The organism is Paenibacillus harenae DSM 16969 (genome assembly GCF_000422465.1).
Lineage (GTDB): Bacteria > Bacillota > Bacilli > Paenibacillales > Paenibacillaceae > Pristimantibacillus > Pristimantibacillus harenae.
Genome location: NZ_KE383844.1, coordinates 482,824 through 495,710, shown reverse-complemented (window position 1 = coordinate 495,710; position 12,887 = coordinate 482,824). Strand labels below are relative to the sequence as shown.

The window sequence follows — 12,887 nt, the reverse complement described above, 5'->3', positions numbered from 1 at the left end:
GTGTAGATGCAATACCGTAAATTAGGGAAAAGCGGGTTGAAGGTTAGTGAGATTAGTCTGGGAAGCTGGTTGACATATGGAGGTTACGTTGAACGCGAGAATGCCGTGAAAGCGATTCAATCCGCCTATGGGCTGGGAATCAATTTTTTTGATACGGCAAATGTGTACGAGCGGGGAGAGGCCGAGAAGCTGATGGGCGAAACGCTTCGGTCATTCCCGCGGGAATCCTACGTGCTGGCCACCAAGGTATTCGGTCAGATGGGCGACGGGCCCAATGATCGCGGTTTATCCCGCAAGCACATTATGGAGCAGTGCCATGCCAGCCTGAACAGGCTTGGAGCCGATTATGTCGATCTGTATTACTGCCACCGTCATGACCCGAATACGCCGCTCGACGAGACGCTGCGGGCGCTTGACGATCTGGTTCGCCAAGGAAAGGTGCTGTACGTAGGCGTTAGCGAATGGACGGCGGCACAGATGGCGGAAGCCCATGGCATTGCGGATCGATACTTGCTGGATCGTATCGTCGTGAACCAACCGATCTATAACATGTTTAACCGGTATATTGAGAAAGAAGTCATTCCTTACGGCGAGCGCAACGGGATCGGGCAGGTTGTATTCTCGCCGCTTGCCCAAGGACTGCTGACCGGCAAGTACAGTTCGGCAAACGATATTCCGGCTGACAGCCGCGCGGGAAAGCTGGACGGCATGCGCAAAGGCGTTACGGAAGAGAAAATCAATAAAGTGATTGAACTGAGCAAGGTGGCATCCGAGCTTGAAATCTCGGTTGGACAGCTGGCTCTCGCTTGGATTTTGCGGCAGCCGAACGTATCCAGCGCTTTGATAGGCGCAAGCCGTCCGGAGCAGGTAGAGGAGAACGCGAAAGCATCGGGCATTGAATTGAGCACGGACATCGTGGAGCGTATTGAACAGCTCTTAGGATAAGCAGAAGGAGTGGACAGCAACGTGCCAAAGGTAGTCGTAACAGGCGGAAGCGGCATGCTCGGCAAATGGGTGGTTAAGCATTTTGTCGAACAGGGATATGAAGTGGTCAATGCGGATGTCAAACAACCGGCTGAGCATTTATGCCGAACCGTAATCGTTGATTTAACCAATCTGGGGGAAGTGTACGGCGTATTGGCCGGGGCGGATGCCGTCGTGCATTTGGCCGCCATCCCCGTTGCTTATTCGCATTCGAATGAAGTAACGTTCCAGAATAATGTCATGTCTACGTATAATGTGCTGGAGGCGGCGGCGGGGCTTGGCATTCGCAAAGCGGTTATCGCATCAAGCGAATCCTCCTACGGCCTTGTGTTTGCCCGCGAGCGGTTCGGACCTGTATACGTGCCAATCGATGAAGATCATCCGCAGCTTCCGGAGGACAGCTATGGCTTATCGAAAATCGTGAACGAGCAGACTGCGGATATGATCCACAGAAGAACGGGCATGCAGGTCGTGTCGTTCCGTCTGGGCAATGTCATCGCACCCGAGGCGTACGAGCGGTTCCCTCAATTTATTCATGACCCGGCGCAGCGCGATCGCATTTTGTGGAGCTACATCGATACAAGAGATGCGGCGGAGGCCTGCCGGCTGGCGATTGAAGCGGAGGGGCTCGGCAGCATAGCGCTTAATCTGACGGCGGACGACACCAGCATGGCTATTCCAAGCCGGGAATTAATGGCTGAACGGTTCCCGGAAGTGAATGATTTCCGCCGTCCGTTAGAGGGATATGAGACGTTGTTAAGCAACGAGAAAGCCAAGCGGCTGTTGAACTGGCAGCCTGAGCATGTATGGCGGGATCAAGTAAAGAGCGTATAGAGATAGAGGCTAGTAACAACGTACGGAACTGCTGAATGAAGCCGCTCGGGGGGATGCCTCGGGCGGCTTGTTGCCGTATAGCCCAGTGACTATTCCGGACGATGTTTCTTCTTATGGCTGTTCAGGTATAATGAAACCAGTTTCGGTATGTGTGGGCTAATCGAATAAAAGATCAGAGGGGGACTTCGGCATGAAAGCAGGTTTTGAGGCAAAAGCAGCGACTGGCGTGTTGAGTGAGGAATGGCGTTGGATTAGAGGGAACGAGGAAGACTGGAGTTTCGATGAGGATGGGCGACTGCAGATCCGTATCCGTCCAGGCTCTATTTACGGAACCGAGAATACGGCACGCAACCTGCTAGTTCGGCCTATGCCGGCAGCCGCAAGCGAGGTACAGGCCATAGTAGAGATGAATCTGCTGCTTCCGTACGAGCAGGCCGGGCTTCTGTGGTACTACGATGACGATCATTATATTAAGCTCGTGATCGAGCTTCTTCCCGAAGGCAGACATGTCGTACATGTGCGTGAGGAAGGCGCTGAAGCGGACGTTGTGGCTAAGGCTGCTGTCGGGTCGGATCCCGTCATCCTTCGTTTAGCTTTAACGCAGGATGGACAAGCCGTCGAAGCGGGTTTTCGATTGCCTGAAGAAGAAGCGTGGACCTTGATAGGACAATGTCCTGCATTTGACCGGAGCGAAGAAGGGATGCAGACCGGGGTATTCGGCCATTGCGGCTCCGATGAGGAAGAACACTGGGCGTCGTTCGAAGGCTTTGAGGTCAAGTAACCGGAAAACGGAAAGTGTCCAGTGAAAATTTAAGTATTAGACCGAAAATTAAGCTGTTGCATAAATTATTACGCTAAACCGGGGGCGGGTAACGATAGAAGAATAATAAACATGATGAGCAGGCGCTGCCGTGCCCAGAGACACGAACGAAGGAGAGCTCATATTGGAGGGATTCCCTTTACGGAATAATTTCCTCAAACAACCCTTAAGTCAGTAGAATTGACGTAGAAAAATCACAAGTCGCGGAGAGGAGTAACCTAGGTTATGGTAACCTAAAAATGAAACTACCACTTCTTTGGAGGGGATATCATTGTTTCTTCAGGATGCATCTTTAGCGGACATAAATAAAGTTTCATTAACTGATTATCTGACCAATTTGTATTGCCGTTACTCTACAGTCGAACCATATGTAAACGCTTTTATTCCAGAGGAGAATTTCAAAGCACGCTTATTTAGTGATGTGAGCAGCTTATTGGAGAAGTTCCCTAATCAAAATGAGAGACCCGCATTTTTTGGTATTCTCTTTGCCATTAAGGACTTGATACACGTTAATGATTTTCCAACTCGGGCAGGTTCCAAACTGCCCTCTAATGCTTTGACAACGAGCGAAGGCTCCTTTATTTCAAATCTTCGATCAATGGGAGCACTATTTGCAGGGAAAACCGTTACAGAAGAATTTGCTTATCATAGCGTAACACCTACCCGAAATCCACATAACATTGAACACACACCCGGCGGCTCAAGTGCTGGATCAGCTGCTTCGGTGGCCGCTGGAATATGTCCAATCGCAGTCGGCACTCAGACCCTCCGATCAGTCATTGCCCCTGCCTCATTTTGTGGTGTGGTGGGGTTTAAACCAAGCTATGCTCGTGTCGCAATAGATGGGATTATACTACTTTCACCCTCTTTTGACACAATCGGATTTTTCACACAGGACATTGAAAGTATGCAATTTGCATGTTCTCATTTCATTCCTAACTGGCACGCCTTCCATTCGGATAAAAAACCTATACTTGGTGTCCCAAATGGCATGTATATGAATTTTATGTCCGATGATGTTAGACGGGCTTTCGAAAACCAGCTTAAATTATTGGAGCAAGCTGGGTACTCAATTCGCAATGTCGATATGCCGTGGGATGATGCCTTCATAGCAGGCGATGCCATGATCAGAATGGTTCAAGCAGAAATGTCGCAGGTTCACGAAAGTTGGTTCCGACAGTATGAACATCTGTATGGCTCTTCAGTAAGAGAGGCCATTAAACACGGTCAAACCGTGCCTTTAGAGGAATTAGATCAATACCGTGTTGGACAAATGAAATTAAGAATTGATTTGGAACAAGCCAAAATGAAGAATGGCATTGATTTGTGGGTTTCACCCGCTCAAGGAGGAGTGGCACCAAAAGGTTTTGAAAGAACGGGATGGGCAGGAATGACCGCAATCTGGTCTTACGCAGGACTTCCAACGGTAAGCATACCCTTAACTAAAATTGATGGCATGCCTTTAGGTTTCCAATGTATTGATAGTCATGGGAATGATGAAGCCCTATTATTTTGGTCAAAGGAAATAGAACGAAGTTTGTCATCTGAATAAAAAACGAAGTATGACCTTTTAAGCATTCACGAATGGGGCGATAAGATGATTGGGAGAACCATACGGGTTTTGGAACAAGACCCACGGGAGTTCAATGCCGAAGGGGTGCCTCATGGCAGCTTTGCTCAACGGGCAGAATAGCGCAACAAACTCGAACAAGACTGCCGATTTGATGGCAGTCTTCATTGAAGTAAAGGGCAGGAAAAGGAGGTGATTCCTAATTGGTCCTGTTGGCTGTTGCCGTTGCCTTGGTCGGCGCGAGGCATACACGATAATGCGCTACAGTTCTAAAGCGATTCTATTCTATGGTTCCCCAGGAGTGGCTTTGTTTGGCAAAGTCGTTCAGTGAAAACGGAGCCCCAAATGGAGACGACAATAAGCGTAACAGTTGCGATGATGGATAAGAGCAGGGCAGATATACTGGTGGCAAAAGGAAATAGAATAACCAGCATGATTATACCTGCTATATAGGGCGCAGAGACGACACCTGCTACAATACGCATGAACAACATATTACCGAGCAAATATAGGGCTGGACCTGCTAGTATGACGGCAGCGGTCTTGGTATCTAAGTGGCCGATTGGATGCGCGAGCAGCAGTTCAGCCGCTACGGCAGATAAGATGATGCCTGCAACCAAGAGTAGATGAGTATAGGTATAGGCGGAACGGGCAACTCTGCCGGGGTCGGCGGAATGAGCAATGAAGTGATGTCCTGTTTTGGCTGTTACATCAAAATAAATCCACCACATGGCGACTGTGCTAAGGAAGGCGGTAGCAAATGAACTTAGCGTAAGGACATTCCATTCAAGCCCAGCGAAGGTCGCCCCTGTAATCAGAATCGATTCACCCAGAGCAATAATCATGAACAATCCGCATCGCTCCGCCATATGGGATCCTTCCACATTCCAAACTGTGGTTGGGGTTCTGCCGATCTTAGGCAACCAGAAGCCCATGGAGGGGGCGATGTATTCTATGAACAACGCAATGCACCATAGCACCAGCCGAGTTTGCTCATGTGCAATCCCCCCAGCAACCCAGAAGATCCCAGATAAGCTCAGCCAACTAAGAATGCGGATGAAGTTGATGCGAAGCTCTGTCGAGCCTTTACGAAGTACCCAGACGGTATAAGCGGTTCTCCCCACTTGGAACAAGGCGTAGGCGGATGCAAAATAAAGCCCTGATTTCTCAAAAGCTTCCGGTATCGAGGCCGACATGATCAGCCCAATCAGCATGAGCCCAATGAGCATAGAACGTACACGGGTAGTTTCCGGATTCAACCAGTTCATCACCCATGCGGTGAATATCCAGACCCACCAAATGGCCATTGTCAGAAGCCCGAGTTGGACTGCACCTACCCAAGTAAAGTTCTCCAGAAAGGAATGGGATAACTGGGTAACCGCAAAGACAAAGATTAAGTCAAAAAACAATTCAATAAAAGATACTTTCCCTGAGTCGCTGTTGCCCCTGCTGCGAAATAACACTGCTTCTGAAGTCAACCTCTTCATACTTTCTCTCCTTGTCCATCATGGAATCAAACCCTTATTTCCATGGATTCCGTCCTGATTGTATCACGTGATAATAAAAAAGTCATCGCCACAAATGGAAGTAGATGTATCGAAAGTGATTGATTTGAAGAGCATCTCACTTGAGGAAATAGGATGTTATTCTAGGGTGATACTTTAATCATAGAATTGTATGGGAGTAAATGATGGGGAATATCGAGAATCAGATTATGAACGCTGCGGCGCCTGCTCATTTTATAAAGTCTAACTGGCAGATTTGTTGAACAGGCTTTTTATGCAATAATGAACAAACTAATTTTGTAGTTGTTTAGGTGGAGTGTTGTTAATAAAAGTAAAATGTTTGTTAATAAACAAACTTTATATCTATATGTTTGTTTTATACACCTAATTGGAGGCGGGGGAAATGAACGATAATAATATTCAGAAGTCAACAAGCAGCATCCGGGATACACTAAACTTTCAATTGCAAATCTCATGGCAAATACTTGACATTCATCTTACAGGTCTAACAGACGACGAGTATCACTGGCGACCTGCCGCAAAAGGACTCCATGTTTCTAATGAATCAGGCGTCTGGCGCGCAGATTGGCCGGAATCAGAGGCATACGATATTGGACCGGCTAATATTGCTTGGTTAACCTGGCATATTACCTTTTGGTGGTCAATGGCTCTTGACTATTCGTTTGGAGATGGGACGCTATCTCGTGAAGAAGTTAGTTGTCCTGGCAATATAAAAGATACGAAGGAAACCATAATCCGTTTGCGTGATAAATGGGAAGCTGCAGTGGCTGAGTTACCGGATGATGAGCTTCTTTCTAGTGAACGAACAAGATGGCCTTTCATCGATAAGCCATTTCATGAGTTTGCAGGATGGCTAAATCTTGAACTGATGAAGAATGCTGCTGAAATCGGATACTGTCGGTTTCTTTATGCCTCTCAAAAGAAATAATCAAAGCATTGTTTACAACTGTGATAATGACGGGAAACGAGTTGAATATTCTCCATTATGGGACTGCCGCGCGACGATAACAGCAGTCCCGTTAATTCGGGCTAGAGTACGCTGAAATTCAATAATTTAATGTCTTAACAAAGCAAATGCAGATCCTGACGATTGTAATTGATTTTCACTAATTACACATGCAAGCATGATTGATTCTTGCAGAAGGCTTTGCCGTATGTCACCTAAGTCAATAACTGTTGTCCAACCAATATCTTTCAGCAGAGCTCTGACCTGATCTTTAGATGGATTATCGTTTCCACACATAAACATGATTGGCGAACCTTCTATGAAATTTGGATGAGTCATGATTTTGTCGCTGATTGTATTGAGTGTTTTAACAACATGACTTTCCGGCAATAACTTCTGGACGATTACCCCAGCCGATGTATCTTGGAGGAGTAAGCGCGGACCGTTGTCGAAATGTACGGCGTTGCTTACATCAATCACCGTCTTATTTTTTAGATAGACGGGATCGATCGTTTCAAGCACATCTTTTAAACAAGACCAAGGGAGTGCTATAATGATGATCTCCCCAAACTGGGCGGCTTCTTCAAATGATGTAATGTCCCCGGATTGGCCTACAACTTGCTTCCAAGAAACATGTTTCGAGTTATGCGGTTCTCGGCTGCTGATTAAAACAAGATGACCTGAATTAACAAATCCCTCCCCTAAAATTCTTCCTACATTTCCAGCTCCAAGGATTCCAATTTTCATTCACATTCACTCCTCTCTACGCGAGATTATATGAACTTTATGAATGATGAACAATAAGGCACTTTTAAGTATCCAACCATACGGGTTATGATATGGGTTATAATGTTGGTAAAAATGAGGTGAGCAAATGCCTGTCCGACTTAATGAGTGCCCGGTAGAGGTTGTATTTACGATGTTAAGCGGGAGATGGAAAATTCCGATCTTTCGATACTTATATAAAAATAACATACCAGTGCGTTATAGTGGATTACTGCGGCATTTACCGTCTATTTCGAAAAAAATACTAACGGAACAGCTTCGCGAACTTGAGCGTGATGGAATCATCGAAAGGAAATCATACCCTGAACCCCGGCCGAGAGTAGAATATATGTTGACATCGTCTGGAAGATCGATGATTGTGTTTCTTGATAAAATGAGTGATTGGGGCGAAAAGCACATCTTATCGAATAAAAGTGAAAACAGTAGTTGCAGAAGACCCCAGCCACTCATTTAGTTGCAATACAGCAGAATATGAATTATTACGTGGCTATCAGCGAACCAGTGGTTGGTTAACGTGGTAAATCATTAAATAGCTGCTTACAAACAAGAGGAGATCCGCATCTCCTCTTGTTTTGCTTCATATGTGATCGTTAAGCTAACTGGCAGGAATGCATTGTACTGAACCGAAAAGAAAATTATTAAGGAGGCGATGTTTTGAAACATAAACTTGGTTTTTCTGTAATCATTTTAATCGGCATATTATCTTCGCTTTACTTGATGAATGAAACTTATTATAAAATACAAGAAGCAAAAAATTCACTAAGTTATAGTTCGTCAATAAGTACTTATATCCGGATGAGTGTGTTGTTCTTCGTTTTTGGAATCCTTATGGAGTGGAAAGCTTTATACAGGGTAATAAAGGGTCAAATAAATGTTAATTTTCAACTCTTTATATTCGCGATTATTCTAGCAATAATAACCTTTATTCCAAGTTTGTATTGGGTGCAACGAATTGGACTCGGCCACCCTTTTTATATTGATATGTTGTGGAAATCAGAAATTCGAGCACTTCTTACAGCGTTTTCCGGAATCTTATTCATTCGTTCATTAGGTGGTAAAGAATGACGAAGAAATTACTGTGTAGATGGATAACGCTGAGCTAATATTACCCCTCCAGGAATGGTATTCTCATACAATTATAATCAAGGTGTTGAGGTAGCAATCAAGCACATTCCCCACCAACTTGTGAAGCTTTAAGTTGTTTATCACGTATATAGCGTCTGATCGTTCTGGGGTACATTTCAAGCAAATAAGACACCTTAATGGTGTCTTCTGATATTCGGTGCCGTATATTTCTATGGAGTGAAAGACTCATTTCTCACCCAAGCTCCACCTTCATCCGTACTCCGGTAAAACATCGTAGCGCGGCGGAGTGCTCCTCGCGCCGCTTCTTCAACAGATGAAAAACTATTCCCCGATGGATCGTGGGGATCGGTTTTATCCGCGTCTTTATAGTAATGGCTTAGCTCATAAAAATAATGACCGTCCTGATTTCTAAGGATTTCAATTTCAATTTCTTTACCATCGATTATAACCTTTAGTGTTTGGACAATCTCGTGAACGGCTTGGATATCGGCGTGAAGATTTCCGAGTTCAGACAAATTCAACATCATGAGTGTCCTCCCAATAGCTTCCTTCACCAAAGTATTCTTTACATACGCTGTTGAGCGACTGCAACACATCGATAAATCCTTTTAAATCACAAGTATGGAAGGTGTCATTGATTTCACGATTTTCTTCCGTTATTGAATATACATGGATCTCAGCGCAGCCATCCCATCTTATATTTACATCAAAACGTTTATCTTCTGTTTCGAGTTCTAGCGCTGCAGTTCCGCCGTCTGCATCTCTTTTATGCTCGGTCTTTATAATCCACATTCTCATACACCACCTTGGGCTTATGATACCCAAAAGTAGAACATTTATTGCTGCCGCAACAGTATTTGGAACCCATTTTGTAATTAAATAAGGAGACAATAACAGTTAACCAAAGGAGGTATTAAGATGAACATCATGGACGGAATGGATGCGGCGAGGTTTAAATCGGCGAATCCTAATTACAAGTCAGAGAAGAAGTTAACGAAGAAGGCAAAAAAGATGCCGATGGTTTTAAGGAATCTAAATAATAAATAAGCATTAGTGGAAATTGGGATCAAGCTCCATATACCAAGAACTTGGTCCCATAAACAAAAAAGTCATCATCCTTGCTCACATTCATCGTACATTTATTCGGTTTCTTTATCAGGTAAATCATCAAAGACGTTTGACTTCGGCACCTGGGTCATATCTTCTTTTTGCTGAACCCAATATCCGATATTGCGGTACCAATCCTGGAAAGAGTCGTCCAATTGCTGTTCCCGGTTGCGGTCCTCATTAACGTCGGAATCAACTTCCGTCTCCGCCCTAAGAACCCCATAAACATCCTTCTGAACACCGTCTTTCCGGTCTTCGGTATCATTAAATGTATTCATGTTGATCTAGCCTCCTAAAGTCTCATGCCATTTATCCATTTGTTTAATTTGCTTGGTAAAGGAAGGATTTATACCATCATATTGATTCTTTGCAAGCAGGCATCGAAAATTTGATTAGGTCCTGCTGCTTTCTTTGTAGTCTGTTCTCCCGATGGGCAAAAGATGTTGACGTTCCGGAAGTCGTCATGTAAGATTATGGAATCGACAAAGGAGGTGGGAGCTATGAATAAAAATCGTATAGATGTTGTACCGCAACTAGCCCCCATTACGGAACAGTTTTGCGCTTAGGATACGCGGTGCGCGTGTCCGCAACCTTCTGGCTACGGGCTGATTGCCCGTGGTCTTTTTTATGCTTGTGGAATTCAGCTGGATATCTAGTCTGCAAGGGAAGCCGGAGTTCACTGAGCCATTCGAAAACTATGCCAGCCTGCAGAAAGTAACGGATTTATCTGCCAGGTTCCACGAGGAAGTTCGTCCTTTTGTCATGTCGTGGACCAATGAAATGGAATTGAAGGAGTTATCGGAATTAACGCCAGAGGGGGATCCCGTTAACTTCAAATATGGAGAAGTCATGCGGCATGTTATCTCCCATGAAATCCGTCATATTGGTCAATTATCCGTATGGCCAAGGGAAGTGGGCAAAGTCCCCGTGACGGCTAATCTCATTCGCCGGGGATTGTTTTAACCGGATGACACCGCCGCATTAAGCTAAACGTAACTTTGCAGGGATTAGAAAGGCAAATAAGAATTGAATGAATTTCTGTAGATCCGGAGGAATGGCATGAATCCTATAATAAAGAGAATGCTGTCGTTAATGGTTTTTGTGGCCTTGTTTTTTACAGTATTTATCGGTGGTGTTGAATGGAAGCATTCCATAATGTTAGAAGCACAAAAAACGTTCAACACGGACATTCAAGAAACGCTGTTACTGGCTATCTTATTCCCTGTAGTTCTTGGCCTTCTGCTGGGGTTACCCCGTCTATATAAAGAGTTCCATAAACACGGAGCGTGGAGGCTGGATTTGATAGCGCTGGTGATCATCGGAGTCCCGGCCTTGTATGTGCTGTTCTTCCCTGTGCTGTTTTATTCCGGGACCGTAATTTCATTACCTTTTTCACAAACCTTAAATAAGAACTTCGACGAAGCCATGATGGTGAGCGGTATAGTATTGGGATATTTAATGGTTGTAGTATGGAAAAGGCAAGTTTAACTTCTTACTAACAGGTAGATTCGCTTGGCAGTCGTTGAGCTGGCGGGTAAATCTTAGTAACCTTATCCAGAATGAGAAACACAGTTGGTATAGTAAATTTTGAACGTCACGGATAGTGGATGGGGGAATTAATTTGGTAGAGTCGATACTTAAAAGTGTTTCGTTCTTGCAAGTTCCAGTTAAAAATCTTGAGGAATCTACTGAATATATGGGTAATCTGGGATTCGAGGTACATTGGAAACGACCGGACAATAAAATGACTATTCTTTCGCTCCATTCAGGGCCATCCATTTTTTTATGTGAAACGGAACTGCACCAGGGAATGATGTCTGTCGTTATCGGTCAGTGGAAATAAGTTAGTGGCACATGGCACTTCACAGTACGTTGAGTAGATCGATTTACAATAACGGGACACGATAGTTGAACACAGAAAGGGCTACCGCATGGTAGTCCTTCATCACGCCCCCATGGAAAAACGCAATTTTTCTCATAATCTGCGGTGTCGTGTGAGCGGCATGGATGGCTAACCGGCAAGTTTGTATGGAAAAGTCTGCAGAAATTTTGTTGTAAATGCAACAAAAATAATGTACTATTTTCTTACCACATTTGAAAATTCAAAATTAGCGGAGTTGTATATGAAGGAAATTCTACGTGAAATTGGAATGATTGCCAGGGCATTAGATTCTATAAGCAATATAGAATTCAAAGAATTTGACCTTACAAAAGGGCAGTATTTGTACCTCGTGCGAATAGTTGAAAATCCAGGAATTATTCAAGAAAAGTTAGCTGAAACGATAAAGGTAGACCGAACAACAGCTGCTCGTGCTATAAAGAAATTGGAGATTAATGGATTTATTGAAAAGAATGACGATCAATATAACAAAAAAATTAAAAAACTATTTCCTACAGAGAAAGGGAAGACTGTTTACCCTTTTATAAAAAAGGAAAACGATTATTCCAATATGACCGCACTATCTGGATTCTCCGAAAGTGAAGTGGAAACGATTTTTAACCTGCTGCAAAGAGTCAAAAAAAATGTAGAAAAAGACTGGGAGCTTGTAAAAAAGGGAAACAAGAGAAATTATTGATTTAGTAAAGGAGGACAAATAAATTGACTATAAATATAAAAAAATGCACATTTGAAGATCTAGGATTACTTCAAGAAATTAGTGTTAAAACATTTAATGAGACATTTAAGAATCAAAATTCACCTGAAAATGTGAAAGCCTACTTGGAAAAAGCATGTAACTTAAAACAATTAGAAGAAGAATTATCAAATATCTCTTCGGAATTCTATTTTATTTATTCTAATGAGGAAATTGCCGGGTATTTAAAGATAAACACCAATAATGCTCAAACTGAAAAAATGGGCAATGATACGCTTGAAATCGAGAGGATTTATATAAGGAAAAAATTTCATGAACAGGGGCTTGGGAAAAATCTAATAAATAAAGCAATAGAAATAGCGATAGAACGGAATAAAGAGAAGATCTGGCTAGGGGTTTGGGAAAAAAATGAGAGAGCAATTACCTTTTATAAAAGAATGGACTTTGTTCAAACGGGAGCCCACTCTTTCTATATGGGGGATGAAGAACAAATAGATTTTATAATGAGCAAAACCCTTATATAACATTTCTCTGGAATGATATTCAGAAAACGGCGAACGTTAGTTCAGCGATCCAGGGAGCAGTTTGCCGCCACGGCAGTTGCTCCTTCTGTCATTAAGCAAAGGAAAGATTT

16 protein-coding genes and 1 pseudogene are annotated in these 12,887 nt (G+C 43.8%); 12 read left to right on the top strand and 5 right to left on the bottom strand.

Features of this window, described 5'->3' with window-relative positions; translation table 11 throughout:
* Nucleotides 1-6: 6 nt before the first annotated feature.
* From H581_RS0126375 to H581_RS35485, 4 genes are all read left to right on the top strand, one after another.
* A complete protein-coding gene (locus H581_RS0126375; RefSeq protein ID WP_028612612.1) occupies nt 7-945 on the top strand; it encodes an aldo/keto reductase family protein in 939 nt (312 codons plus the stop codon).
* Nucleotides 946-966: 21 nt separating this feature from the next.
* Nucleotides 967-1,818, top strand: coding sequence for an NAD-dependent epimerase/dehydratase family protein (locus H581_RS0126370; RefSeq protein ID WP_028612611.1), 852 nt, complete (start codon nt 967-969; stop codon nt 1,816-1,818).
* A 190-nt stretch (nt 1,819-2,008) separates the two neighbouring features.
* Nucleotides 2,009-2,599 carry a beta-xylosidase family glycoside hydrolase gene (locus H581_RS0126365; protein ID WP_028612610.1) on the top strand — a complete coding sequence of 197 codons (591 nt, stop codon included), beginning with the start codon at nt 2,009-2,011 and terminating at the stop codon, nt 2,597-2,599.
* Between the two features lie 310 nt (nt 2,600-2,909).
* Complete coding sequence (locus tag H581_RS35485; RefSeq protein ID WP_051251389.1) at nt 2,910-4,190, top strand: amidase; 1,281 nt, start codon at nt 2,910-2,912, stop codon at nt 4,188-4,190.
* Between the two features lie 287 nt (nt 4,191-4,477).
* On the opposite strand, the gene H581_RS0126350 is transcribed toward H581_RS35485, so the two are convergent.
* On the bottom strand, nt 4,478-5,695 hold the full coding sequence (locus H581_RS0126350) for a low temperature requirement protein A (RefSeq protein ID WP_028612609.1): 1,218 nt from the start codon (nt 5,693-5,695) through the stop codon (nt 4,478-4,480).
* 421 nt (nt 5,696-6,116) lie between these two features.
* Between H581_RS0126350 and H581_RS0126345 the strand changes: the two genes are divergently transcribed.
* A complete protein-coding gene (locus H581_RS0126345; protein WP_051251388.1) occupies nt 6,117-6,662 on the top strand; it encodes a DinB family protein in 546 nt (181 codons plus the stop codon).
* A gap of 126 nt (nt 6,663-6,788) precedes the next feature.
* Here the strand turns inward: H581_RS0126345 and H581_RS0126340 are convergent, their stop codons facing one another.
* Entirely contained in the window at nt 6,789-7,427 is a 639-nt protein-coding gene (locus tag H581_RS0126340) for an NADPH-dependent F420 reductase (protein WP_028612607.1), read from the bottom strand.
* Between the two features lie 127 nt (nt 7,428-7,554).
* Here H581_RS0126340 and H581_RS39795 point away from each other — a divergent pair, with 127 nt between their 5' ends.
* Nucleotides 7,555-7,920, top strand: coding sequence for a winged helix-turn-helix transcriptional regulator (locus H581_RS39795; RefSeq protein WP_084134792.1), 366 nt, complete (start codon nt 7,555-7,557; stop codon nt 7,918-7,920).
* 200 nt (nt 7,921-8,120) lie between these two features.
* A complete protein-coding gene (locus H581_RS0126335; RefSeq protein ID WP_028612606.1) occupies nt 8,121-8,531 on the top strand; it encodes a hypothetical protein in 411 nt (136 codons plus the stop codon).
* A gap of 230 nt (nt 8,532-8,761) precedes the next feature.
* On the opposite strand, the gene H581_RS0126330 is transcribed toward H581_RS0126335, so the two are convergent.
* Nucleotides 8,762-9,079, bottom strand: coding sequence for a hypothetical protein (locus H581_RS0126330; RefSeq protein WP_245600160.1), 318 nt, complete (start codon nt 9,077-9,079; stop codon nt 8,762-8,764).
* Complete coding sequence (locus tag H581_RS0126325; protein ID WP_028612604.1) at nt 9,060-9,344, bottom strand: hypothetical protein; 285 nt, start codon at nt 9,342-9,344, stop codon at nt 9,060-9,062. The genes H581_RS0126330 and H581_RS0126325 overlap by 20 nt, the downstream gene beginning before the upstream one ends.
* A gap of 126 nt (nt 9,345-9,470) precedes the next feature.
* Between H581_RS0126325 and H581_RS39390 the strand changes: the two genes are divergently transcribed.
* Nucleotides 9,471-9,599 carry a hypothetical protein gene (locus H581_RS39390; RefSeq protein ID WP_281169573.1) on the top strand — a complete coding sequence of 43 codons (129 nt, stop codon included), beginning with the start codon at nt 9,471-9,473 and terminating at the stop codon, nt 9,597-9,599.
* A 92-nt stretch (nt 9,600-9,691) separates the two neighbouring features.
* Here the strand turns inward: H581_RS39390 and H581_RS35480 are convergent, their stop codons facing one another.
* Complete coding sequence (locus H581_RS35480; RefSeq protein ID WP_036720098.1) at nt 9,692-9,937, bottom strand: hypothetical protein; 246 nt, start codon at nt 9,935-9,937, stop codon at nt 9,692-9,694.
* A gap of 355 nt (nt 9,938-10,292) precedes the next feature.
* Here H581_RS35480 and H581_RS35475 point away from each other — a divergent pair.
* The 4 genes and pseudogenes from H581_RS35475 to paiA all read left to right on the top strand — a co-directional run.
* Nucleotides 10,293-10,622 (top strand): annotated as a pseudogene (locus H581_RS35475) (DinB family protein); the annotation flags it as partial.
* Nucleotides 10,623-10,718: 96 nt separating this feature from the next.
* A complete protein-coding gene (locus tag H581_RS0126305; protein WP_028612603.1) occupies nt 10,719-11,147 on the top strand; it encodes a hypothetical protein in 429 nt (142 codons plus the stop codon).
* Nucleotides 11,148-11,782: 635 nt separating this feature from the next.
* Nucleotides 11,783-12,235, top strand: a complete 453-nt coding sequence (locus H581_RS0126295; RefSeq protein ID WP_028612601.1) for a MarR family winged helix-turn-helix transcriptional regulator — start codon at nt 11,783-11,785, stop codon at nt 12,233-12,235.
* A gap of 23 nt (nt 12,236-12,258) precedes the next feature.
* Nucleotides 12,259-12,777 carry a spermidine/spermine N(1)-acetyltransferase gene (gene paiA / locus H581_RS0126290; RefSeq protein ID WP_028612600.1) on the top strand — a complete coding sequence of 173 codons (519 nt, stop codon included), beginning with the start codon at nt 12,259-12,261 and terminating at the stop codon, nt 12,775-12,777.
* Nucleotides 12,778-12,887 lie beyond the last annotated feature (110 nt).

Bases quoted from the DNA above. Each gene is read 5' to 3' on its own strand.
- H581_RS0126295 (WP_028612601.1), top strand. From the start codon at position 11,783: ATGAAGGAAATTCTACGTGAAATTGGAATGATTGCCAGGGCATTAGAT.
- H581_RS0126340 (WP_028612607.1), bottom strand. From the start codon at position 7,427: ATGAAAATTGGAATCCTTGGAGCTGGAAATGTAGGAAGAATTTTAGGG.
- H581_RS35480 (WP_036720098.1), bottom strand. From the start codon at position 9,937: ATGAATACATTTAATGATACCGAAGACCGGAAAGACGGTGTTCAGAAG.
- H581_RS0126375 (WP_028612612.1), top strand. From the start codon at position 7: ATGCAATACCGTAAATTAGGGAAAAGCGGGTTGAAGGTTAGTGAGATT.
- H581_RS0126330 (WP_245600160.1), bottom strand. From the start codon at position 9,079: ATGATGTTGAATTTGTCTGAACTCGGAAATCTTCACGCCGATATCCAA.
- H581_RS39795 (WP_084134792.1), top strand. From the start codon at position 7,555: ATGCCTGTCCGACTTAATGAGTGCCCGGTAGAGGTTGTATTTACGATG.
- H581_RS0126365 (WP_028612610.1), top strand. From the start codon at position 2,009: ATGAAAGCAGGTTTTGAGGCAAAAGCAGCGACTGGCGTGTTGAGTGAG.
- H581_RS0126325 (WP_028612604.1), bottom strand. From the start codon at position 9,344: ATGTGGATTATAAAGACCGAGCATAAAAGAGATGCAGACGGCGGAACT.
- H581_RS39390 (WP_281169573.1), top strand. From the start codon at position 9,471: ATGAACATCATGGACGGAATGGATGCGGCGAGGTTTAAATCGGCGAAT.
- H581_RS0126305 (WP_028612603.1), top strand. From the start codon at position 10,719: ATGAATCCTATAATAAAGAGAATGCTGTCGTTAATGGTTTTTGTGGCC.
- H581_RS0126345 (WP_051251388.1), top strand. From the start codon at position 6,117: ATGAACGATAATAATATTCAGAAGTCAACAAGCAGCATCCGGGATACA.
- H581_RS0126350 (WP_028612609.1), bottom strand. From the start codon at position 5,695: ATGAAGAGGTTGACTTCAGAAGCAGTGTTATTTCGCAGCAGGGGCAAC.